This is a genomic window from Frondihabitans sp. 4ASC-45 (assembly GCF_049472575.1).
Taxonomy (GTDB): domain Bacteria; phylum Actinomycetota; class Actinomycetes; order Actinomycetales; family Microbacteriaceae; genus Frondihabitans.
In genome coordinates, this window is sequence record NZ_JBCEBN010000010.1 from 118,393 (window position 1) to 141,701 (window position 23,309).

The window sequence follows — 23,309 nt, forward strand, 5'->3', positions numbered from 1 at the left end:
TCCGGGCTCGTAGAGTCTCACCGTCATGCAGCCGAGAGTCACAGCGATCCTCGTCGCCCCCAGCGGAGCGACCACCCTCGACAGAACCCTCGATGGGCTGTCGCGTCAAAGTCGTCCGCCCGAGGCGCTCGTCGTCGTCGATGCCGGTGGCGAAGGATCCGCGGCAGGTCGCCTAGCCCTCAGTGGCGCGGCGCAGGTGACGCAGGCAAAGGGCGTCGACACGATCGGCGCCGGGGTCGCCCACGCGCTGCGGGTGGTGGGCCCGGCATCGGCCGAGTCGAGCGACGAGTGGCTCTGGATCCTCGGGGCCGACAACGCTCCGGAACCCCGCGCGCTCGAGTATCTGATGGCGACGGTCGAGGTCGCACCGTCGGTGGCGGTGGCCGGACCGAAGCTCATGCGGGCCGACGAACCGGGGGTCATCTCGGAGTTCGGCGAGACGGTCACGCGATTCGGCTCCTCGATCGCGCTCGTCGCGGGTGAGCTCGACCAGGGGCAGCGCGATTCGCGCACCGACGTGCTCGCCGTGGCCGCCGGCGGCATGCTCGTGCGGAGATCGGTCTGGGAGGCGCTCGGTGGATTCGACCCGGCGCTGCCGCACGTCGACTCGTCTCTCGACTTCTCGACCCGCGCGCGTCTCGCCGGGCACCGTGTCGTGCTCGTTCCGACCGCCCGGGTGCTCTCGGACGGCCACCCCGAAGACTTCGGCCGGAAGCCCGGCGGTCACGCCCGCCGCGCGCGACTCCGGAGGGCCGCTCAGCTGCATCGCCGCCTCGTCTACGCGCCCGCCGTCGCGCTGCCGTTTCACTGGCTGAGCCTTGTTCCACTCGCACTGTTCCGATCGATCTGGCAGTTGCTCGTCAAGAACCCCGGAGCCGTGGTCGGCGAGTTCCGCACCGCGTTCGGCACCGCGTTCGGTCGTTCTCACATTCGCCAGGCGCGGGTCAACTTCGCCCGGACGAAGAAGGTGCCGTGGCGGACGCTCCGACCCCTGCGGGCCACGTTCTCCGATCTGCGTGAGCGGCGCATCAACGAGCGCGACGCCCAGCTGGCCGGCATCGAGGACTCGACCGAGCCGCGCGCGAGCTTCATCGGATCCGGTGGGCTGTGGATCACCGTTCTGGTCGCCGTCGTCGGAGTGGTCGCGTTCTTCACACTCCTCGGCTCGCCGGCCGTCACCGGGGGAGGCCTGCTGCCCGTCAGCACCACCGTGTCGTCGCTCTGGCACTCGGTCGGATTCGGCTGGCATGAGATCGGCACCGGCTTCGTCGGGCCCGCCGACCCGTTCGCGGGAATCGTGGCCGTGCTCGGCAGCATCACGTTCTGGTCGCCGTCGACCGGCATCGTCCTCTTCTACTTCGCGGCTCTGCCGCTGTCTGCTGTAGGCGCCTGGCTCGCCGCCCGCCGCATCACGCACCGCTCCTGGGTACCCACGGTCGCGGCCCTCGTCTACGCCGTCTCGCCTCCCGTGCTCGCCGCCCTGCAGGCCGGCCGCCTTGGCGCGGTGGTGACGCACGCTCTACTGCCATTCCTCGTGCTCGCGATGATCAAGTCGCACAGCCGGTGGTCGTCGGGAGCCGCTGCATCGATCCTCTTCGCCGTGATCGCCGCCGCCACCCCCTCGCTCATTCCGGCCCTCGTGATCGGCTGGCTCGGCTCGATCGCGGCGCGGCCCCGCGGCACACACCGCATGCTGGCGATCCCCCTCCCCGCCATCGCGCTGTTCGTGCCCCTGGCGATCGCTCAGATCTCGCGTGGCACCTGGTGGGCGATCTTCGCCGATCCGGGCGCTCCGACGCGTGCCGACGCGGCTTCACCCCTTCAGCTGGCCCTCGGCTCACCCGAGACCGGACTGAACGGCTGGACCGACCTCGTCGCCCAGCTCGGCATCACCGGCTCGACCATGGCGATCGTCGTGGTCGTGGCCCTACTGCCCCTCGGCCTTCTCGCGATCGTCTCGGTGTTCCTGCCCACCCGTGGACGGGCGGTCGCCTGCCTCGCTCTCGCACTCGTCGGCTACCTCACCGCGGTGGCGGCGACGCACCTGCAGATCACCGGTGTGGGCAGCTCCACCACCGGGGTCTGGGCCGGCGCCGGTCTCAGCCTCTACTTCGTCGGAATGGTCGGCGCCGCCGCGGTGAGCCTCGACCGCATTCCCCGCTTCACACCGCCCCTCGGATTCCTGTTCGCCGTGCTCGGCATCGCCGCCTCGTTCCCGCTCATCATCGGGATGGTGCTGCAGACTTCCGCGATCGAGGCGTCGAGCGGCCGGATCCTGTCGGCCTACGTCACCGCCGAGGCCGTCGCCAAGCCCGACGTCGGCACTCTCGTGCTCACCCCGCAGCCCGACGGCTCCCTCGCGGTCTCGCTCGAGCGCGGCCAGGGTGAAACACTCGACCAGCAGTCGACCCTCGACTCGACGCAGCAGCAGCTCTCGTCGACGAGCCGCGACCTCACCACTCTCGCCGGCAACCTGGTCAGCCGCAGCGGCTATGACCCGGCTCCCGTCCTCCGCGAACTCGGTGTGGGCTTCGTGCTCCTCCGCGACAGCCGAGGTGACGACGCCCGAGCGGCACTGTCGCAGCGGGCGAAGGAGGCGCTCGACGGAGAGGCGGTGTTCCTGCCCGTCGGCGACACCACGAGCGGCCAGCTGTGGCGCTACGTCGATGCGACCGAGCGCGGAGCGAACCACCCGGGCGATTCGATCGTGCGGCCGATCGTGCTCGGATCCTGGGCTCTGATCTTCGGGTCGGCGCTGCTGCTCGCCATTCCGACGACGCCACGGCGACGCCGGGTGCGCACGGGTGCCCCCGAGTCCGAGCAACCCGCCACGACCTTCGACGAGGAGCGAGATGAGTAAGCGTTCGATGGTCTCCGCAGGAGTCCGCACCGGCGTCGGGGTGGTCGCCGTTGCTATCGGCGCGGCAGTGGTCGCGGGAGCGACGCTGCTGCCGCTGCCGACGTTGAGCGAGACGCCGGCCGGCAGGGTCGTCACGCCCGTCGCGCTCGATCAGCAGCGGGTCTGTGCGGGATCCTTGCTTCAGTTGAATGGCGACTCGGGTGCGTCGGCGACGTCGGTCACCGCCGGGTCGGCCGCCCGCACAGTCACCGCCGCCGGATCGGCAGGTTCGGGTGCGGTGCAGAAGCCCACGACCGACTCCCTCAAAGGATCCGACGGCGCGGCCTCCAAGCCCCTCCTGGTGACTGCCGAGGCGAAGGGGTCGACCACGGTTCCCGCCGTCGCGGCGGCCCAGAGCGCGGCCTCGTCGACGTCGGCCCTCAAGGGTTTCGCCGCCTCGCCCTGCGCCGAGCCCACCTCGTCGACCTGGCTCGTCGGCGGATCGACCGAGACCGGCCGCACCAGCCTCATCAACCTCGTCAACGCCTCCGACGTCAACTCGACCGTCGACCTCGCGGTCTACGGCGAAGACGGCAAAGTCGAAGGACCGGGGCTGACCGGCATCGTCGTCGCCCCCGGCAGCCAGAAGGTCGTGCCCCTGTCGGGGTTCGCGACGGGCCTGGCCTCGCCGGTCGTGCACGTCGTGAGCCGAGGCGGACAGATCTCGTCGAGCCTGCAGGTCAGCGTCGTCCGCACCCTCGAGGCCGGCGGCCTCGACACCGTCAGCGCCTCCGCGTCGCCCTCGCGGTCGGTGACCGTTCCCGGCGTCATCGTGCACAGCGACAACGCTCTGCAGACGGCGACGGGCAAAGACGGCTACGGCGATCTGCTCCCGATCCTCCGCACCTACGTGCCCGGCTCCGTGAACGCCCGCATCGCCATCGAGATGCGCACCGCCGACGGCACGGGCGCGACGTTCTCGGTCACGGCGCAGGCGGGGCAGGTGACCGACATTCCCCTCGACGGCTTGGCGACCGGTCAGTACACCGCCTTCGTCACGTCGAACGTGTCCGTCGTGGCCGGGACTCGCACGTCGACGCTGGCGCGTGACGGTGACATCGACCTCGCCTGGGCGGGGGCTGCTCCGTCGCTCAGCGGCTCCACGCTGTTCGCCGTTCCGGCGGGGCCTTCTCCTCGGCTGGTCGTCGCCAACCCCACCTCGAAGGTGGTCAGCGCGACGTTGTCGGTGCGCGGCAAGAGCGCCAAGAAGTTGCAGGTTCCGTCGGGCGGTTCGGTCGCGGTGGCGCTGTCGCCCGACGCGGTCGCGTCACTCTCGAAGGCGGACGGACTGCGCGCGGGCGTCAGCTTCAGCTCGTCGAGCCAGGTCGCCTCGTACGCGCTCTTCTCACCCACCGCCGTGTCGACGCCGGTGACGGTCTACCCGTAGCGCTGGGCCGCGTCGAGACGCGAGACTCCACGAATGGCCGGTAGAGCGAGGTCACCATGGGCAATTCGTGGAGTCTCGGCGATCAGCGGCGGCGAGCGACGGCGACGGGGAGCGACGGCGACGGGGAGCGACGGCGACGGGGAGCGGCGAGGCCGGGGAGCGCGCGGCGCTAACGGTCGCGATAGCGGTCGGGTGCCAGCTCCCAGGGATCCTTGCCGAGAAAATCGCCGACCGCCCGAAACACGTAGCCCTCGACGAGCATCCGGTGCTGCCACGGGTCGTCGCCGACCGAGCGGGTCTCGTGCGGACGCGCGAGTCGTTCGATGGGTAGACGGTAGAGAAGGATCCGCCGCCTCACCACATCCACGCGCCACCGATCGAGGCGGGGTGCTCCCGCTGAGCCGGGCGCCCTTGACCGTTCGTCTGCCGTCAGCTCGGCCGTCACTCCGGCCGGCAACCCGGCCACTTCGAACACGACCCCCTCGAGCTCGTCGGGCCAGAGCTCGCGAAGGTACTGGGCGGCGGAGGCGACGATGTCATCGAATCGATCGATGCGCGTCTCGAGAAAGGGGAGGTGCGGGCCGGCGACCGAGGAGCGCGGGCCGCGGCCGTGGCGATCACGGAATCCGGATCGGCCGCTGACGCGCGCACTTCGGGATCGAGCCATTCGCTCATGGTAGTCGCGCCTCGGGGAATCCTCCGTCTCTCGGGTTAGGGTGACTCGAGATGAACGCGCGACCCTGCAGCAAGGCCACCTGCCGTGACGAGGCGGTAGCTACTCTCACGTACGACTACGGCGATTCGATGGCCGTCGTCGGCCCGTTGTCGATGGTCGTGGAGCCTCACGGATACGACCTGTGCGCCCGTCATGCCGAGAGCCTGTCGGCCCCGCAGGGGTGGCAGGTCGTCCGCCATGTAGTTTTGGGGCATGACTTCTGACTCGCCCGTTGACCTCACCGCCTTCGTCAAGACGTACGACGTGCGAGGTCTCGTCGGATCGCAGCTGACCCCCGAGGTCGTCGAGGCCTTCGGCGCCGCCTTTGCCGACGAGATCGGCGGCGACGCCACCGAGATCGTGGTCGGGCACGACATGCGCGACTCGTCGCCCGAATTCGCCGACGCCTTCGGTCGCGGAGCCACCGCCCGCGGTGCCAACATCACTCTGCTCGGTCTCTGCTCGACCGACGAGACGTACTTCGCCTCCGGGTCGCGCAACGCCCCGGCCGCCATGTTCACGGCGAGCCACAACCCCGCGACCTACAACGGCATCAAGTTCTCTCGCGCGGGTGCCCAGGGCATCTCGCTCGACACCGGCCTGTCGTCGATCCGCGATCGCGCCTCGGCGTTCCTCGCAGACGGAATCGACCAGGCCCCGACCCCCGGTTCCGTCACGCCCTTCGACGCTCTGCCGTCGTATGCCGCGTACCTGCGTTCGCTCGTCGACCTTGCGAAGATCCGACCGATCACGATCGTCGTCGACGCTGGCAACGGCATGGGCGGGCTCACGGTCCCGGCCGTCCTCGGCACGGCCGCCGGGCTCCCCGAGCTGCCGATCACGATCATCCCGCTCTACTTCGAACTCGACGGCACCTTCCCCAACCACGAGGCCAACCCGCTCGAGCCATCGAACCTCGTCGACCTGCAGAAGGCCGTCGTCGAGCACGGAGCCGACCTCGGTCTCGCTTTCGACGGAGACGCCGACCGCTGCTTCGTGGTCGACGAGAAGGGCGACGCGGTCACGCCTTCGGCCGTAGCCGCGATCGTCGCCGTGCGTGAGATCGCCCGCGTTCACGCGGCATCGCCCGACGAGCACATCAGCGTGATCCACAACCTCATCACCTCGCGCGCCGTGCCCGAGGCGATCGAGGCCGCGGGTGCCACCCCGGTGCGCACCCGGGTCGGCCACTCGCTCATCAAAGACGAGATGAAGGCCACCGGCGCCATCTTCGGCGGCGAGCACTCCGCGCACTACTACTTCCGCGACTTCTGGGGTGCCGACAACGGCATGCTCGCGGCCCTGCACGTGCTGGCCGAGTTCGGGTCGGGCTCGTCGCCTCTCTCCGAGCTCACCGACCACTACACGCCCTATGCCGCGTCGGGCGAGATCAACTCGACCGTGACCGACGTGCCGGCGGCCTACGCCCGGATCGTCGAGGCCTACACGGGCAGCGGCGAGTTCGACGAACTCGACGGCCTGACCGTCTCGGGCACGTTCGACACCGGCGAGTTCTGGTGGTTCAACGTGCGGCCGTCCAACACCGAGCCGCTGCTTCGCCTGAATGCCGAGGCGGCGACGCCGGGTGGCATGGTGCAGGTGCGCGACGCCGTTCTGGCGCTGATCCGGGCCTAGCGCGCACGGGGCGTCTTCCAGGAGATTCTCGCCTTTTCCCTCCCGATTCGTCTCACGTTCGGGAGCTGGCCGGAATCTCCTGGTTTTTGTCCTCGTAATACCCCTTGGGGGTACCGCTGGCGGCGGCGGGGGCGTAGGGTTGTGGTACCCCCTAGGGGTATCAGCAGCAGGGAGCGGTATGGATCACAGCGCACACGTCGGCTACAGCGGCGACAAAGACCTCATCATCAAGCGCCTCCGCCGGGCCGAGGGGCAGGTTCGCGGCATCCAGCGAATGGTCGAAGACGACACCTATTGCATCGACGTGCTGACCCAGGTCTCCGCGGCGACGAAGGCCCTCGAGACGGTAGCCCTACAGCTGCTCGACGACCATCTGGCGCACTGCGTCGCCGAGGCCGCTCGTGAGGGTGGCCCGGTCGCCGACGAGAAGATCCGCGAGGCGTCGGCGGCGATCGCCCGCCTCGTCCGCTCCTGATGTCTCCGCGATCGAGAGGAACCCGATGACACCCAGCGACAACACGACCAGCACCACCTTCCTGGTGGACGGGATGACCTGCGACCACTGCGTCCGCGCCGTGACCGACGAACTCAGCGCGGTGCCCGGTGTGACCGCCGTGTCGATCGACCTGCGCCCGGGAGCCTCGAGCTCCGTCACCGTCGCGAGCATCCGCCCGCTGGCTGAGCCCGAAGTGCGCGAAGCCGTCGACGAGGCGGGCTACGACCTGCAGCCGGCCGCCTCGTGAGTGAGGGCGGTGCCGGTGGCGCGCCCACCCGGATCCTCGACCTGTCGATCGAGGGAATGACCTGCGCGAGTTGCGCCGGGCGGGTGGAGCGCAAGCTCAACCGCATCGCCGGGGCAGAGGCCTCGGTGAACCTCGCGACCGAGCGCGCTCGTGTCTCGCTGCCCATCGATGCCGAGGATTCCGTCGCTCTCGACGCGGTCTCGGCGGCCGGCTACACCGCGCGAGTCGCCGAAGCCCGGCACACCCCGAAACCGCAGGATCCGGCTCACCGCCCGGCATCGCCGACGCTCGGGGGCGCTTCCGCTGACGCTCCCGCCGATCACCCCGACCACTCTGACCACTCCGACCACGATCACGGATCGGCCGACTCGCTTCGGCAGCGCCTCCTCGTGTCGGCTGTTCTCGCTGTGCCCGTCTTGGTGCTCTCGATGGTGCCGGGGCTTCAGTTCACGAACTGGCAGTGGCTCGTCTTCGCCCTGGCCAGCCCGGTCGCCGTGTGGGGGGCTTGGCCGTTCCACACGACGGCGTTCCACCAGGCGCGACACGGCGGTGTGGGCATGGACACCCTCATCTCGCTCGGCGTGATCGCCTCGTATGCATGGTCGGTGTACGCGCTCTTCTTCGGCGATGCGGGGCTACCGGGGATGCGCATGACCCTGCAGCTCGTGGGTCGGGCCGACGGAGCGTCGAGCGACACGTATCTCGAGGTGGCCTCGACCGTGACGGTCTTCTTGCTCGCCGGGCGATACTTCGAGGCCCGTGCCCGCACGAGCTCGGGGCGAGCGCTGCACGCGTTGCTGTCGCTCGAGCCCCTCGAGGCACGCCGTCTCGTCGACGGGATCGAGACTCGGGTGGCAGTCGCAGAGCTCGCCGCAGGCGAGGTCTTCGTCGTGCGACCGGGCGAGCGGATCGCGGCCGACGGGGTCGTCACACGCGGTGCCTCGGCCATCGATGCCAGCATGCTCACGGGCGAATCGGTGCCCATCGAGGTGGGCGTGGGTCACACCGTCGCGGGCGGCACCCTGAACGAGGGCGGACATCTGACCGTCCGGGCGACTCGGGTGGGAGCCGACACCCAGCTCGCCCACATCGCACGCCTGGTCGAAGACGCCCAGACCGGCAAAGCCCGTGTGCAGCGTCTAGCCGACCGGGTGTCGGCAATCTTCGTGCCTGTCGTGATCGGCCTGGCGCTCGCCACGCTGATCGGCTGGCTCGCCACGGGACACCCTCCCATCGAGGCGTTCGCCGCCGCGGTCGCGACCGTGATCATCGCCTGCCCGTGTGCACTGGGATTGGCGACGCCCACGGCCCTGCTCGTCGGCACCGGCATCGGCGCGAGCCGGGGCATCGTGATCCGCGGGCCCCAGGTCATCGAGCGAGCCGGAGCGGTCGACACGGTCGTCTTCGACAAGACCGGAACACTGACGACCGGCTCCATGGCACTCGTCGAAGTCGTCGCGACGACCGGCGAGACACAGTCACACGTTCTCCGGATGGCCGCCGCCGTCGAAGCCCTCTCGGAGCACCCGGTCGGCCGGGCCATCGTCGCCGGGGCCGTCGCCGAGGAGCAGTCGGACGGTATCGCTCGGGCCGATGATTTCGAAGCGTCGGGTGGATCGGGAGTGCGTGCCCTGGTCGACGGCCACGTCGTGCTCGTCGGTCGGCGCGAGTGGGTCGCGGGCGAATGGGCGGTCGACACCGCGAGCGTCTCTGCGGCCGTCGAGGCCTCGGAGGCGTCGGGCCGCACCGCCGTCGTCGTGGCCTGGGACGGCCGTGCTCGCGGCGTCGTCTCGGTGGCTGACACGGTTCGGCCGACGAGTGCTGCCGCTCTCGGCCGTCTGCGTGAGCGCGGTCTCGAACCGATGATGGTCACGGGCGACAACGCGGGTGCGGCCGCCGCAGTGGCTGCCGACCTCGGCATCGAGCGAGTGATCTCTGGAGTGCTGCCCGGAGGCAAGCTCGACGTCATCCGCGCGCTGCAGGCCGAGGGGCGCGTCGTCGCCATGGTCGGCGACGGGGTCAACGACTCGGCGGCGCTCGCCGGCGCCGACGTCGGCATCGCCCTGGCAGGGGGATCAGACGCCGCCCTCGAAGCCGGAGACATCACGGTGTTGCGCGACGACCTCCGCCTCGTACCCGACGCTCTCGACCTCTCGCGCCACACCCTTCGCACGATCAAGGTCAATCTCTTCTGGGCATTCGCGTACAACGTCGCGGCTCTGCCGATCGCCATGCTGGGCCTCCTCAATCCGGTCGTGGCGGGCCTCGCGATGGCGCTGTCGTCGCTCATCGTGATGGGCAACAGCCTGCTGCTTCGACGCACTGCTCTGCCGAAGTAGTCCACAGGTCGCTCGACACCGCTCACAGCCCAGGATCCCAACCCGCGTATTCCGCTCCCCGGTGCGAGAATGGACACATGTCACTCGTCACAGCCCCTCGTCCCGACGCCGCTTTCCGCTATCGCGTGCGCGATCTGTCCCTCGCCGAGTCCGGCCGCCACCAGCTGCGTCTCGCCGAGAACGAGATGCCCGGTCTCATGGCTCTTCGCGACGAGTTCGCCGAGTCGCAGCCGCTCAAGGGCGCCCGCATCGCGGGTTCGCTGCACATGACCGTGCAGACCGCCGTGCTGATCGAGACGCTCACCGCGCTCGGCGCCGAGGTTCGCTGGGCGAGCTGCAACATCTTCTCCACGCAAGACGAGGCCGCGGCCGCCGTCGTCGTGGGCCCGAACGGCACCGTCGACGAGCCCGCCGGCGTGCCGGTCTTCGCCTGGAAGGGCGAGACGCTCGAAGAGTACTGGTGGTGCGCTGCCCAGATATTCGACTGGAGCGCCGAAGCCGCCGAGTCCGGCGAGACCTTCACCGGCCCGACTGTGCTTGGTCCAAACATGATCCTCGACGACGGCGGCGACGCCACCATGCTCGTGCACAAGGGCCGCGAGTTCGAGGCCGCGGGCGTCGTTCCCGAACCGGCTGCTGGCGACTCGGCCGAGTGGAAGGTCGTGCTCGAGCTGCTCCGCGCCTCCCTCGCCGAGTCGAGCGACCGCTACACCAAGGTCGGCGAGGCCATCCTCGGTGTGACCGAAGAGACCACCACCGGCGTCCACCGCCTCTACGAGCTCGCCCGCGACGGCCTGCTGCTCTTCCCGGCCATCAACGTCAACGACTCCGTGACCAAGTCGAAGTTCGACAACAAGTACGGCATCCGTCACTCGCTTCCCGACGGCCTCAACCGCGCCACCGACGTGCTCATCGGTGGCAAGGTCGCATTCGTGGCCGGCTACGGCGATGTCGGCAAGGGTGCCGCCGAGGCTCTTCGCGGCCAGGGCGCTCGCGTGATCGTCAGCGAGGTCGACCCGATCAACGCTCTGCAGGCGGCGATGGACGGCTACCAGGTCGCCAAGCTCTCGAGCGTGATCGGTGACGTCGACATCCTGGTCACGGGCACCGGCAACGTCAACGTGGTCACGGTCGACGACCTCCTCGGCCTCAAGCACCTCGCGGTCGTCGCGAACGTCGGCCACTTCGACAACGAGATCGACATGGCCAGCCTCGAGTCGCTTGCGGGCGCCGAGCGCATCGAGATCAAGCCGCAGGTGCACGAGTGGCGTCTGCCCACCGGCCGCAGCATCCTCGTCCTCTCCGAGGGCCGCCTGATGAACCTCGGCAACGCCACCGGCCACCCGTCGTTCGTAATGAGCAACTCCTTCACGAACCAGGTGCTCGCGCAGATCGAGCTCTTCACCAAGCAGGAGCTCTACCCGGTCGGCGTCTACACGCTGCCGAAGCACCTCGACGAGAAGGTCGCGCGCCTGCACCTCGATGCCCTCGGCGTCGAGCTCACGACGCTGACCCCCGAGCAGGCCGCCTACATCGGCGTGCCGGTCGAGGGTCCCTACAAGGTCGACCACTACCGCTACTGAGCGGCAGCCCGAACCCTCAAGCGCCGAAATCGGGCGGATCCGCGAGTCTCTCGCTGGTCCGCCCGATTTCGTTGCGTGACCGTACTGCCGTCACCGAGTCCGAGAGCGAAGCCGAGCCCGGCGGCTCAGCGCCGCGGAAAGCCGCTGGGCAGCCCCTCGAGCGCGGGCGCAAGGCGTTGCAGGTTGGCCGCCTCGGCGTCGAGCGCCCGAGCTTCGCGCTCCCGGCGGACCACCGACACCGCGGCCACGAAGGTCTCAGCGTCGACAGCAGGCAGGGGCGAGACGTACCGCGACGCTTCGCCGGCGAGCGAGGTGGCCACCCGGATCCTGGAGTCGGGTGTCAACGACCCGGACTGCTGCACGAACGACGACAACCGCCGTGCCAGCGAGTCGGGCAGCCGGGCCACGTCGGCGCTGCGCGCCCACTCTTCGAGCGCGGGAGGCACGGCGTAGACGATCCGCCCCGCTTTCGGCGGACGCTCGTTCAGCGCGTAGGTGCCGGCCATCAGATCGCCGAGCCGCTGGGACTTCGAGTTGAGCAGGCCGACCACCACGGCGACTCCGCCGACGGTCATGACGATCTCGAGCACTCCGACCAGCGCGCGGATCACAGCGTGCCGAAGGCTGATCGCACCACCGTCGAGCCGGACGACGCGGGCTCCGACCGCGAGTTTGCCGAGCGACTTGCCTCGGCTGGCCGTCTCGATGGCGACCGGAGCGCCGACGAGCGCGATGACGATCGAGGCGATCGAGAGTGCCTGGGCGGTCGAGCTGTCGACGAGACCGCGCGAGCTCGCGAGCGAGAGCACGATCAGCAGGCCGATCAGCAGCAGCACGTACGCGACGTAGTCGATCACCACGCCGGCCATCCGCAACACGAACGGCGCCGAGCGGATGTCGAGGCCGACCGCCTCGCCGGTGACGAGCTCGTCGTCGTCGGCCGCGAAGGTGTCGAATGCGACGCCCTCGCCGCCGAAAGCGGCACCGCGACCGGTGCGGGGGAGCGCTCGTCGACCGGCCATGCCTAGTATCTAATCAGAATGGACATCGACGCCTACACCCGCGCCCACCAGGAAGACTGGTCTGAGCTCGACCGGCTCGCCAAGCGTCGGCGCCTCGAGGGCGACGACACCGACCGTCTCATCGAGCTCTACCAGTCGGGTGCCTCGCAGCTGTCGGCTCTGAAATCGAGCGCAGGATCCAGCGCGGTCGGCGAACGCCTCTCCCTTTCGCTCTCGAGAGCGCGGCTCCGCTTCACCGGCACCGGGCGCAACCTCGCGGGTCAGCTGCCGACTTTCTTCGCCGTGCAGCTGCCGGCCGCGCTCTACCGGGTGCGCTGGCTGTCGCTCGTGGTCGCGGCCGTGACTGTCGTCGTCGCCGTGCTCTTCGGCGTCTGGGCCGCCACCAACCCGGCCGTTCTCGCCAACTTCGGCTCGCCCGAGTTTCGCAAGCAGTTCGCCACTCGCGACTTCGTCGACTACTACTCGAACAACGCTCCGTCGTCGTTCACGGGCCAGGTCTGGACCAACAACGCGTTCATCGCCGCGCAGAGCGTCGCGTTCGGCATCACCGGCATCTACGTGCCCTACCTCCTCCTGACGAACGCGCAGAACGTCGGGATGAGCGCCGGGGTCCTCGCCGAGCAAGGGCGCCTCGAGTACTTCTTCTTGTACATCGCGCCGCACGGTCAGCTGGAGCTGTACAGCCTGTTCGTCGCGATGGCGGCCGGATTGATGATCTTCTGGTCGTGGATCGCCCCGGGCGCCCGCACCCGAGGGCAGGCCCTTGCCGAAGACGGTCGTGCGCTGGGCAGTATCGCCATCGGCCTCGTCATCTCGCTGCTGGTGTCGGGAGTGATCGAGGGGTTCGTCACCCGGCAGCCGTGGCCGTGGGTGATCAAGATCGGCATCGGAACGGTCGCTCTGGCAGCGTTCCTGATCTACCAGTGGCTGGTGGGCGGTCGGGCGTTCCGGGCGGGCCAGACCGGCGACCTCGGCGAGTTCGAGGCGGGGGCGCGCCAGCTCGTCTCCGGTTAGCAGGTGCCGCCCACGCCGAGATCGCAGTTGCGGTCGGGTGCGAGCGACCTGAAGTGCGATCTCGGCAAGACAGCTCGACCTACAGCCGCCCCGCCGCCTTCAACGCGAGGTACCGGTCGGCCAGCGCGGGCGGCAGATCGGCCGGCGATCCGGTCACTACCTCGGCGCCGAGCTGCCGCAGCGCCGCGGAGACGCGGGCGACGTCGAGGAGCGCGCGCTCGGCGGCCGCCGCCCGGTAGACCTCGTCGCGGTCGGTGCGAGTCGCGGCGAGCTCGTCGAGCACTGGGTCGACGACACTCGCCACGACCACCAGGTGCCGAGCGGTGAGCTGCGGGATTGCGGCCAGGAGTGCCCGGGCTGCCCCGGGGGAGTCGAGCGTCGTGGCGATCACGACGAGCGACCGCTGCGTGCTGATCGACCGGACGAGACCCGGCACGAGCGCCCAGTCGGTCTCGACGAGTTCCGGATCGATCGGCGCCATGGTCGTCACCATCGACGAGAGGAGGTCGGCGCCCGTTGCGCCTTGCACCCGGCCTCGCACTCGACGGTCGACGATGGCGAGGTCGACCCGGTCGCCGGCCCGCGAGGCGAGCGCGCCCAGCAGGAGCGCCGACTCGAACGCGGTGTCGAGGCGGGGCTCGTCGCCGACCCGCGCGGCGGAGGTACGGCCGGCGTCGACGATCAGGACGACGCGGCGGTCGCGCTCCGGACGCCAGGTGCGCACCATCAGGTCGGTGCGTCGCGCGGTGGCACGCCAGTCAATCGAGCGGATGTCGTCGCCCCGGACGTACTCGCGCAGACTGTCGAACTCGGTGCCCTGACCGCGGATCATCACGCTGGTGCGACCGTCGAGCTCACGGAGCCGAGCGAGGCGCGACGGCAGGTGCTTGCGCGACGAGAAGCGGGGGAGGACCCGGATCGAGCCGGGGAGCGGATGCGTGGCCTGCCGGCCCGCGAGCCGCAGAGGGCCGAGGGTTCGGATCGTCACTGCCGACGCGCGGCGCTCACCCCGGCGGAAGGGGACGAGGGCGGTGGTCGCCCCGTGGCGCCGACCCGGAGCGACGGCCAGGCGGAAGCGAGCGGGGGAGGCGCCCGCGGAGGGCTCCCAGGCGTCGCGGGCGAGTCCGCGGATCCTTCGCTTGCCCTCGTTGACGATCGACAGGGACGCCGTCGTCGACTCGCCGAGACGGATCGCCGAGGACAGGGTGCGCGTGAGCCGCACAGTGCGCGGGGACGCCGCGAGAACGACATCGATCACGAGGAGCAGCAGGCAGAGCCCGAGCCAGCCGACCAGCGCCCAGGGGCTCGACGTCGCGACGACGGGGACGACGCCGAGGACGACGACGAGCACGAACCATCCGGTGACGACCACGGCTACAGCGGCACGCGAACGGTCTGGAGCACGGAGCGGAGGATCCCGTCGGCGTCGACACCCTCGAGCTCTGCCTCGGGCCGGAGCTGCAGACGGTGACGCAGCACCGGCAGAGCCATCGCCTGCACGTGGTCGGGCGTGATGTGGTCGAGGCCGGTCAGCCAGGCCCAGGCCTTCGACGCTGCCAGCAACGCCGTCGACCCCCGCGGGCTGACGCCGATCTTGACCGAAGGGCTCTCGCGGGTGGCGCGGGCCAGATCGACCATGTATCCGAGGACGTCGGGTCGCACGCCGACCTCGCGAACCGACCGCTGCGCCGCGAGGATCTCAGCCGATCCGAGCACGGGGGCCACTCCCGCAGCGGTGAGATCGCGGGGCGAGAAGCCGGCCGCGTGGCGGGTCAGCACCTCGACTTCGTCGTCGCGAGCCGGGAGATCGAGGGTGAGCTTCATCAAGAACCGGTCGAGCTGTGCCTCGGGCAGCGTGTAGGTGCCCTCGTATTCGACCGGGTTCATCGTCGCGGCGACGAGGAACGGCACCGGCAACTGCCGCGAGACGCCGTCGACCGAGACCTGTCGCTCTTCCATCGCTTCGAGGAGGGCCGACTGCGTCTTGGGTGGCGTGCGGTTGATCTCGTCGGCCAGGAGGATGTTCGTGAAGACCGGTCCGGAGCGGAACTCGAACTCGCCCGCCTTGGAGTCGTACACGAGCGAGCCGGTGATGTCGCCCGGCATGAGGTCGGGGGTGAACTGCACGCGGGTGGTGTCGAGACTGAGGCTGTGGCTCAGCGCGCGCACGAGGAGGGTCTTCGCGACCCCGGGAACACCCTCCAGAAGCGCGTGCCCGCCGGCGAGGAGCGTGACGATCAGGCCCGAGACGGCACCGTCTTGCCCGACGACGGCCTTGCCGACTTCGTCACGAACGCGCGAGAAGGCCTGCTGCAGGTCGGCGGACGACAGCTGAGCATCGGACGAGGGCGGGTCGGCGGACAACGGCTGGGCGGCGTCGTGGGGCGGGGGAGCGTCGGTCATAGGGAGTCTCTCCAATGGTCGGAACAGGGAGTCATCGAGTGGCCACCGCGCGAGCCGTGGCGGATTCGAGGTCGCGGAGGGCGTCGCTGAGCGAGACGAGGTGCTTGTCGTCGCGAGGAACGGTGTCGACGAGCGTGGCCCGGACGTCGGCGGGGTTCGCGCCGATCAGACCGGCGACGCGGAACACGACGTCGTCGACTCTCGAGGACCGCGACAACCCGGTCAGCCTTTGGAGCCGGCCGATGGTGCCGATGCGGATCTGGTCGAGCGCGTGCACCCGCGCCGACGATCTCTCGTAGAGCCGAGCACGGCCCTCCGTGGTCTCGGTGGAGCGGACCACGACGGGTAGCCGCTCGACGACCAGCGGCCCGAAGCGGCGGCCACGCCACACGCCCGCCGCGATGGCGGCGACCGCGAGCAGCGCAATGCCGGGGGTGACCCAGCCGGGTGTGAGCGACGCGAGCGTGCCCGAGCCCTCCGGCAGATCTGCGAGCGAGGGCTGATACCAGACGAGGGTGGAGGAGTCGCCGAGGAGGGTGAGCGCGAGAGCGGCGTTGTCGTCGTCGACGATGCTCTGATTCGTGAGGGCCGCCGAGGCCCCGAGAATGGTGACCGAACCCACCTGCACGAGCCCGAACGCCTTGTCGCCCGAGACCGGCAGGCACGTGGTGGCGCCCAGGGTCTCGGAGGCGCCGGAGGTGACCGTATATGCGGTGCCGCTCCCGGTCACCCGGCTGATCTCTGCCAACGCGGGAAGATCGCATCGCGGCGACAGCGTGCCGTCGAGTTCGGGGCCCGCGCTGACGCCCGGGGCGATCGCGTCGAGCGCGGCCTGGCCCGGGTCGACCACGACCGTGTGCGCCGAGAGTGGAGCCAGTGCCTTCCACGATGCCGCCGGAAGGTACTGCCCCGAGTCGTAGGCGAATACCGTGGTGCCCTCAGGATCCGCGGCGGCGGCCTTTCGAGTCGCCGCCAGCGAGTCGGTGGTCACCACCCGGACGCCCTGCTCGCGCAACACGCTGACCAGAGCTTTGGCGCCATCGGGCTGGGTGCTCGTGGGGCCGAGCGGCTGACCGCCGGATCCTCCGAGACCCAGCACGAACACGCCCGCGATCACGGCTATGACGACGCCCGCGACCACGCCGATCGTCACGCGTGCCCGGCGGGTCGCTCGTCGCGCCTCGTCGGCGGGAGCCCGCGTCGGGCGCCGCGGCCGCAGCAGCGTGTCGCTCACGCGAGCACCTCGGTCGAGGCGGGTCGAGTCGGCGTCGCGGCCTCCAGCTCGGCGTCGAGAGCCCGCAGCGCCTCAAAGTCGGTGGCCGTGCCGGGCCGGTCGAGGTAGCGAACCTCATCGAAGACGCGAGACGAATCGAGGATCCGAGACGCGAACGCGGCAAATGGCACCCCCGCCTGCATCGCGAACGCGTGCGCCGTCGTTCCCGGCGACGTCGTCACCAGGTCGCGCTCGTCGAGGGCCCGCGCCACCGCGCGGAACTGCTCGATGATCGCCTGGGCGTGATCGCCGGAAGCGGCGGCCCGCGCCGCCGAGGTGCGGAGGTCGTCGGCCGAGCGGGAGTCGTCGACGCCGAACAGGGCGCCGTCGGCGACGCCCCGGCGGTTGAGGCGCGGCAGACCGTAGACGACGAAGACCACGACGAGCGCCGCGGCCACGACGACGAGGAGCACGACGAGCACCAGCGCCGGCGCTCCTTCGACCGACCCGAAGCGCAGCGAGGTGACCCAGTCCCAGAACGCGCTGGCCGCCCGGTCGAGCAAGCCCGGCCGCGAGGCGGCGTACTCGCCCTTCGCCAGCTCCTCCTGGAGGAGTCGGCGGGCCTCATCGGGCGACGGGGTCAGCGGAGCGCTCACGGGGCTCCGGGTGTGCGGTACGGGTCGGGCAGCGGCGACGTGCCATGGGCGCGCAGCTCGACGTAGCGGACGAGTTCGAGGTCGAGGGCCTCGCGGCGGATCCGCAGGTCGATATAGAGCAGCGCGATGGTGGACGCCTGAACGACGGCGCCGATCGCCCCGATCACGACGGTGATGAGCTGCCCGACGAGGTTGGCCACGAGGTAGGTGACGATCGCGCTCGTGTCGCCGACCGAACCGTTGGGCTCGACCAGCCCGCCGCCGATCTGCGACAGGAACGAGACGGGGGCGCTCGCGACGCTCGACGCCGCGCTCACGATGACCGCGACGAGCGCGATGATGCCGAAGGTCTTCCAGAAGCTGTGCCGCGTCAATCGCCACGATCTGGCGATGGCACCGCGGAGGGGGAGTCGCTCGAGAAGGAGGACGCTCGGCACGAGACTCGTCTTGGTGCCGATCCAGGCGGCGACGACCGCGATGCCGGCCAGCCCGACGAGGCCGACGAGCACGCCCGACACGATGCCGGCGGGATTGCCGATCAGCACGAGCAGCGTCACGACGCCGCCGACGAGGGCGAGCCCGACCACCGTCGCGGCCATGAGCAGAAAGACCCACCCGATCAGGGCCCAGATGCGACCCCGAGCCTGGCGCAGGAGCCCGCCGAGCCGCATCTTCTCGCCGACCACCTGGTGGCTCGTCTCGAGGACGAAGACGCCCTGAAGGATCGCCTGCGTCGCGATCGTGAGGAAGAGGGGAACGAGCAGTGCGCCGATTGCGCCGGCCACCGTGCCGGGAAGGATGGCGTCGCGGTTCTGCGGCAGGGCACCCGTGACGCGGTCGATCGCCACGTAGGCGACGCCCGCGGTGATCGCCGCCGACACCACGAACGACACGAGCGAGAAGAGAAGCGACGTGCCGAACGTCGTGCGCGGATTGCGTCGGAACACGCGGAAGGCGGCACCGAGCATGTCGCCCAGGGTCAGAGGGCGGAGCGGAATGAGGCCGGGCTTCGGCGGTGGGGCCCACCCCGGGGGCGGCCCGACCTGCGGCGGGCCAAACGACTGCGGCGGCCCGAACTGCGGGGGTGGCCCGAACGACTGCGGTGGCCCGAACTGCTGGGGCGGGCCGAACGACGCGGGTGGCCCGAACGACGTGGGCTGGCCGAGCGGCGCGGGCGGGCCGACGGGCGGCGGTGCAGGTGCGGCCTGGCCTGGATCCTGAGGCCGACGCTCGTCGGCATCTCGCCCCGGAGTCGCCCACGGATTGTTCTCGCTCATGTTCCCCCGGATCGGCATCGCTGTCGCATGAATGATTCCACACACCGCCGACAACCAGCCAGAGGTACTCCCAGAGTCGTCCCACGAAGGGGGACGCGCCCGTTCCCGGGGCCGTTCGCTACTGTGGTCGCATCAGCACCGACCGGTGCCGCCGACAAGTGGAGACCATGAACCCGCGCATCCTCGTGGTAGATGACGATCCTGCCCTCGCCGAGATGATCGGCATCGTCCTCCGCGCCGACGGCTTCGAGCCCTCGTTCTGCGCCGACGGTTCGGGCGCTCTCCGTGCTTTCTCGGAGGCCCAGCCCGACCTCGTTCTCCTCGACCTGATGCTGCCGGGAATCGACGGCATCGAGGTGTGCCGACTGATCCGCGCCGAGAGCGGCGTCCCCATCATCATGCTGACGGCGAAGAGCGACACCTCCGACGTGGTGCGCGGCCTCGAGTCCGGTGCCGACGACTACGTCGTGAAGCCGTTCAACCCCAAAGAGCTGGTCGCCCGCATCAAAACCCGGCTCCGCCCCATCGCCGAGACCACCAGCGAGAGCCTCGCCGTCGGCGACCTCACCCTCGACGTCGCCGCCCACGAGGTCCGCCGCGGCTCCGAGGTCATCAACCTGACCCCGCTCGAATTCGAGCTCCTGCTCGCGTTGGCCTCCAAACCGCAGCAGGTCTTCACCCGCGAGATGCTGCTCGAGCAGGTCTGGGGCTACCACTACAAGGCTGATACCCGGCTCGTGAACGTGCACGTGCAGCGGCTCCGCGCCAAGGTCGAGCACGACCCCGACAATCCCCGCATCGTGAGCACCGTGCGCGGCGTCGGCTATCGCGCCGGCGCGTCCGCCTAACACCATGCGGCTGAGCCTGCCGTCCGTGGGCAGCTGGCGTCGCTGGCCGTCGGATGTGCTCGGCCTGTGGCGGTCGTCGCTCGAGTTCCGCACCATCGCGATCACGGTCATCCTGTCGGGCATCGCCGTGACAGTCATCGGCGCCTCCATCTCGATCTCGATCGGTAACAACGTCTACGACCAGCGCCGCGCGCAGATCGAATCGGAGTCGCAGCGCGCGACCGTTCTCGCTCAGGGGATCTTCGACTCGGCGACCTCCTCCGAAGACAACAACCAGGTCGAGCTCGACTCCCTGCAGAACCAGGCGCAGAGTGCGATCCTGAGCTCCACCTCCAGCCCGGGCGGCACGAGCATCGCGATCCTCCGCACCCCGGGTCAGTCGACCTCGCAGACCATCCAGAACATCGCGAGCCCCGACTTTCCGAATTCCTCCATCTCTCGAGAGATGCGCTCTGCGGTGGCGCGCGACTCCGATCGGCTGCACTTTCAGCCGGTGTCGCTCACCACGAGCGCCGGTCGCGCCCCCGGCATCGCCGTCGGATCAACCCTGCAGGTGCCGACCGCCGGCCAGTACGAGCTCTACCTCGTCTACGACCTGAGCGACGCGCAGAAGACTCTCGACTTCATGAAGCAGACCCTCGCCATCGGCTCCATCGCCCTGGTGCTGCTGATCGCAGTCATCACCTACGTCGTCGTGCGCCTCGTCGTGGCGCCGATTCGGCAGGCGGCGGAGACGAGCCAGCTGATCGCGGCCGGGCACCTCGAAGAGCGGATCCCCGAGGCCGGGCGAGACGTCGTGGCGACCCTTGGACGGTCGTTCAACGGCATGGCCGACGTCATGCAGCGTCAGATCGAACAGCTGGCCCACCTGTCGCGCATGCAGCAGATGTTCGTCTCCGACGTGTCGCACGAGCTGCGCACGCCGCTCACCACGATCCGACTGGCCGGCGACGTGCTCTACGGCAATCGCGGCGACTTCGACCCCGTCTCGCACCGGACCGCCGAGCTGCTGCACACCCAAATCGATCGATTCGAGATGCTCCTCGCCGACCTGCTCGAGATCTCGCGCTTCGACGCCGGTGCGGTCGAGCTCGAGACGGAGCCGGTGCCCTTCGTGAGCCTCGTCACCGACAGCCTCGCTGAATTCGAGCCACTGGCCGCGGAAGCCGGGAGCACGATCACCCTCAACGCGCGGGGCGGTTTCTTCGAGGCGGAGGCGGATCCGAGACGGCTCCGTCGGATCCTGCGCAACCTGGTCGGCAACGCCATCGAGCACGGCGAGGGGCGGCCGATCACGGTCACGATCGACAGCGACGCCGACGCGGTCGCGATCGCTGTGGACGACCACGGTGTCGGGCTTCGCGCGGAGCATGCCGAGCGCGTATTCGACCGCTTCTGGCGGGCCGACCCGTCACGCCGGCGCACCATCGGCGGAACCGGGCTCGGGCTCTCGATCAGCAGGGAAGACGCGATCCTGCACGGGGGCCAGCTCGAAGTCGCCTCCGAGCTCGGTGTCGGCACTCGCTTCGTGCTCACGCTTCCTCGACGGCGGGGAGTTACCATCACCTCGTCTCCGATCGCACTGGCTGTTCCCCAGCCGGGCGTCGACACCGAGGGAGGACCGGCATGACGCGTGGCAACCGGTCCGACCCCTCAGGCCGCAGGCGGCGCTCCTCGGTCTTTCGAACCGTCGCGCTCTCGATGGTGGCTCTCGTCGCGCTCGCCGGGTGCGCCAGCATTCCCTCGACGGGCCGAGTTCAGACCGGCGACCCCATCACGAACAAGATCGAGAGCGACATCGAATACCTCCCGTCGGGGCCGGTCGCCGGAAGCGACCAGGAGCGCATCCTCCGCGGCTTCATAGAGGCGGGCACCGGGTCGCAGGGCGACTACGAGGTGGCACGCGAGTACATGACGGAGGCCGCGGCGAAGAAGTGGAATCCGCAGACCGGGGTGCTCGTGCGGCAGGGCTCGGGCGCGTTCACCAGCGCGGGCCAGGACGCCGGCACCTACACGATCCAGGTCACCGCCCGGGTCGATGCGTCCGGCCACTACAGCGAGTCGCAGCCGACCACCGCCCAGCAGCTCGACTTCGCGTTCGAGAAGGTGTCGGGGGAGTGGCGCATCAGCTCGGCACCGGCCGGAATCGTTCTTTCGACGGCGAACTTCGACCTCGTCTTCCGCCCGCACGCGCTCTACTTCTTCGACCCGACGCACACCTATCTCGTTCCCGACGAGCGCTGGTTCCTCGCGCGCTCGTCTCCGACCACCCGCATCGCCGAGGCTCTTCTCGCCGGCCCGTCGCCGTGGCTCTCCGGGGCGGTCTCGTCGGCCTTCCCCGCGGGCACACGCCTCGACGACTCGGTCGTGCCCGTCTCGTCGGGGACGGCGAAGGTCGATCTCACGAGCGCGGCCTCCGACGCCAGCGCGAGCGATCTCGCGCGGATGCGGGCTCAGCTCGTCGCGAGCTTCTCCACGATCTCGACGGTCAGCGCCGTCGACATCAGCGTTCAGGGGTCACCCGTCTCGATCCCCAACGACACCGGCGCCGAGGCGATCACCGACCCGCCGGTCGATGCCCGACCCCTCGTCATCGCCGACGGCAAGTTCGGCTTCGCCAGCACGGCGACCGTGTCGCCGATCTCGGGCCTGTCGAAGACGGTCGTCGGCCTCAACCCGACCTCGGTCGAACTGTCGACGAAACAGACGCTGGCCGCGGTGGGCACGGCGTCGGGCGTCTACGTCGCTCGGAACGACGGCTCGTCACGCCGGCTCGACGACCGGAGCAGCCTCACCGACCCCTCTCTCGACGACCTCGGCTTCATCTGGAGTGCTCAGGAGCGAGCGCCGCAATCGCTGACCGCCTACGCGGCCGACGGGACCGCCCATCCGATCGAGAGCGCTCTGCCCTCCGACGAGCAGCTCACCGCGTTCAAGATCTCGCGCGACGGAACCCGCATCGCACTGCTGCTCGACGCCGACGGCACCACGCACCTGTACGTCGCCGCCATCGTGCGCGACGACGACCTCGTGCCGGTCAGCCTCGGCGTGCCGATCCAGCTCACGCCGCCCGCCGGCACTCCGGTGTCGGTCACCTGGGTCGACGAACTGACCGTCGGCACCCTGTCGACGAGCGACGACGGCGACTCGCTCGTGTCCGAGCACGATGTCGGCGGCGAGACCACCGACCTCGGTAGCCCGAACGACGTCGCTGTGGGGCTCGTCGGCGGCAACGGCGCCGACCGCATCCGCGTCCTCACCGTCAGCGGCAACCTCCTCGAACCGCGCGGCAGCGGGTGGGAAGACACCGGCATCGCCGCCGACCTCCTCGCGACCCAGCGCTGAGGCTGGTCGGGCGGCGCCGGCCTCACGGTGGTCGGTCGGTCGGTGTCGGCGGGTGTTGTGGGGTGTCGGCGGGTGCTGCACCCGCCGATTGCGCCGGGTGCGGCGCCCCTGACATCGAGCTCTGCGCCGACTGTTGCCGTCGGCTCGAGCCTCGGCCACTCGTCGCCGCTCTTCCCGACGGAACGCCGCTCGTCTCCGGCCTCGACTACGAGGGCACCGCCCGCGACGTG

General features: G+C 70.0%; 19 protein-coding genes. 12 read left to right on the forward strand and 7 right to left on the reverse strand.

Annotated elements, in window-relative coordinates; all coding sequences use genetic code 11:
* Nucleotides 1-25 precede the first annotated feature (25 nt).
* Nucleotides 26-2,860 (forward strand): glycosyltransferase family 2 protein, encoded by a 2,835-nt coding sequence (locus VH571_RS14925; protein ID WP_423265195.1) that lies wholly within the window; start codon nucleotides 26-28, stop codon nucleotides 2,858-2,860.
* Nucleotides 2,853-4,286 (forward strand): DUF5719 family protein, encoded by a 1,434-nt coding sequence (locus tag VH571_RS14930; protein WP_423265196.1) that lies wholly within the window; start codon nucleotides 2,853-2,855, stop codon nucleotides 4,284-4,286. The genes VH571_RS14925 and VH571_RS14930 overlap by 8 nt, the downstream gene beginning before the upstream one ends.
* 169 nt (nucleotides 4,287-4,455) lie before the next feature.
* Here the strand turns inward: VH571_RS14930 and VH571_RS14935 are convergent, their stop codons facing one another.
* A complete protein-coding gene (locus VH571_RS14935; RefSeq protein WP_123942136.1) occupies nucleotides 4,456-4,953 on the reverse strand; it encodes a metallopeptidase family protein in 498 nt (165 codons plus the stop codon).
* 59 nt (nucleotides 4,954-5,012) lie between these two features.
* Between VH571_RS14935 and VH571_RS14940 the strand changes: the two genes are divergently transcribed.
* The 6 genes from VH571_RS14940 to ahcY all read left to right on the forward strand — a co-directional run bounded on the left by VH571_RS14940 (nucleotide 5,013) and on the right by ahcY (nucleotide 11,301).
* Nucleotides 5,013-5,225: a DUF3499 family protein gene (locus VH571_RS14940; protein ID WP_055959367.1), complete on the forward strand. Its 213-nt coding sequence runs from the start codon at nucleotides 5,013-5,015 to the stop codon at nucleotides 5,223-5,225.
* Nucleotides 5,215-6,636, forward strand: coding sequence for a phosphomannomutase/phosphoglucomutase (locus tag VH571_RS14945; protein ID WP_423265198.1), 1,422 nt, complete (start codon nucleotides 5,215-5,217; stop codon nucleotides 6,634-6,636). Before VH571_RS14940 ends, VH571_RS14945 begins: the two co-directional genes overlap by 11 nt.
* Before the next feature lie 178 nt (nucleotides 6,637-6,814).
* Entirely contained in the window at nucleotides 6,815-7,111 is a 297-nt protein-coding gene (locus tag VH571_RS14950; protein ID WP_055959363.1) for a metal-sensitive transcriptional regulator, read from the forward strand.
* 25 nt (nucleotides 7,112-7,136) lie between these two features.
* Entirely contained in the window at nucleotides 7,137-7,379 is a 243-nt protein-coding gene (locus tag VH571_RS14955) for a heavy-metal-associated domain-containing protein (protein ID WP_423265199.1), read from the forward strand.
* Nucleotides 7,376-9,718 carry a heavy metal translocating P-type ATPase gene (locus VH571_RS14960; RefSeq protein ID WP_423265201.1) on the forward strand — a complete coding sequence of 781 codons (2,343 nt, stop codon included), beginning with the start codon at nucleotides 7,376-7,378 and terminating at the stop codon, nucleotides 9,716-9,718. The genes VH571_RS14955 and VH571_RS14960 overlap by 4 nt, the downstream gene beginning before the upstream one ends.
* Before the next feature lie 77 nt (nucleotides 9,719-9,795).
* Nucleotides 9,796-11,301 carry an adenosylhomocysteinase gene (gene ahcY, locus VH571_RS14965; protein ID WP_423265203.1) on the forward strand — a complete coding sequence of 502 codons (1,506 nt, stop codon included), beginning with the start codon at nucleotides 9,796-9,798 and terminating at the stop codon, nucleotides 11,299-11,301.
* Between the two features lie 125 nt (nucleotides 11,302-11,426).
* Here ahcY and VH571_RS14970 read toward each other — a convergent pair whose 3' ends face one another.
* Complete coding sequence (locus VH571_RS14970; protein WP_423265205.1) at nucleotides 11,427-12,323, reverse strand: RDD family protein; 897 nt, start codon at nucleotides 12,321-12,323, stop codon at nucleotides 11,427-11,429.
* 18 nt (nucleotides 12,324-12,341) lie between these two features.
* Between VH571_RS14970 and VH571_RS14975 the strand changes: the two genes are divergently transcribed.
* Entirely contained in the window at nucleotides 12,342-13,337 is a 996-nt protein-coding gene (locus VH571_RS14975; RefSeq protein WP_423265207.1) for a stage II sporulation protein M, read from the forward strand.
* 79 nt (nucleotides 13,338-13,416) lie between these two features.
* On the opposite strand, the gene VH571_RS14980 is transcribed toward VH571_RS14975, so the two are convergent.
* The 5 genes from VH571_RS14980 to VH571_RS15000 are packed head-to-tail and all read right to left on the reverse strand — an operon-like array spanning nucleotide 13,417 to nucleotide 18,886.
* Complete coding sequence (locus VH571_RS14980; protein WP_423265209.1) at nucleotides 13,417-14,709, reverse strand: DUF58 domain-containing protein; 1,293 nt, start codon at nucleotides 14,707-14,709, stop codon at nucleotides 13,417-13,419.
* Nucleotides 14,710-14,711: 2 nt separating this feature from the next.
* Nucleotides 14,712-15,740 carry an AAA family ATPase gene (locus tag VH571_RS14985; protein WP_423265211.1) on the reverse strand — a complete coding sequence of 343 codons (1,029 nt, stop codon included), beginning with the start codon at nucleotides 15,738-15,740 and terminating at the stop codon, nucleotides 14,712-14,714.
* Between the two features lie 31 nt (nucleotides 15,741-15,771).
* Nucleotides 15,772-16,974, reverse strand: coding sequence for a DUF4350 domain-containing protein (locus VH571_RS14990; RefSeq protein ID WP_423265213.1), 1,203 nt, complete (start codon nucleotides 16,972-16,974; stop codon nucleotides 15,772-15,774).
* On the reverse strand, nucleotides 16,971-17,609 hold the full coding sequence (locus tag VH571_RS14995; protein ID WP_423265214.1) for a DUF4129 domain-containing protein: 639 nt from the start codon (nucleotides 17,607-17,609) through the stop codon (nucleotides 16,971-16,973). Before VH571_RS14995 ends, VH571_RS14990 begins: the two co-directional genes overlap by 4 nt.
* Entirely contained in the window at nucleotides 17,606-18,886 is a 1,281-nt protein-coding gene (locus VH571_RS15000) for a hypothetical protein (RefSeq protein ID WP_423265215.1), read from the reverse strand. Before VH571_RS15000 ends, VH571_RS14995 begins: the two co-directional genes overlap by 4 nt.
* Nucleotides 18,887-19,053: 167 nt before the next feature.
* Between VH571_RS15000 and mtrA the strand changes: the two genes are divergently transcribed.
* From mtrA to VH571_RS15015, 3 genes are read left to right on the forward strand one after another with little or no spacing between them, the layout of a single operon-like run.
* Nucleotides 19,054-19,734 (forward strand): MtrAB system response regulator MtrA, encoded by a 681-nt coding sequence (gene mtrA, locus VH571_RS15005; RefSeq protein WP_055962072.1) that lies wholly within the window; start codon nucleotides 19,054-19,056, stop codon nucleotides 19,732-19,734.
* A gap of 4 nt (nucleotides 19,735-19,738) precedes the next feature.
* The gene (mtrB, locus tag VH571_RS15010; RefSeq protein ID WP_423265216.1) at nucleotides 19,739-21,364 is read left to right on the forward strand and encodes an MtrAB system histidine kinase MtrB; all 1,626 of its coding nucleotides are present in this window, start codon (nucleotides 19,739-19,741) and stop codon (nucleotides 21,362-21,364) included.
* A complete protein-coding gene (locus VH571_RS15015; protein ID WP_423265217.1) occupies nucleotides 21,361-23,079 on the forward strand; it encodes an LpqB family beta-propeller domain-containing protein in 1,719 nt (572 codons plus the stop codon). Before mtrB ends, VH571_RS15015 begins: the two co-directional genes overlap by 4 nt.
* Nucleotides 23,080-23,309: the final 230 nt, after the last annotated feature.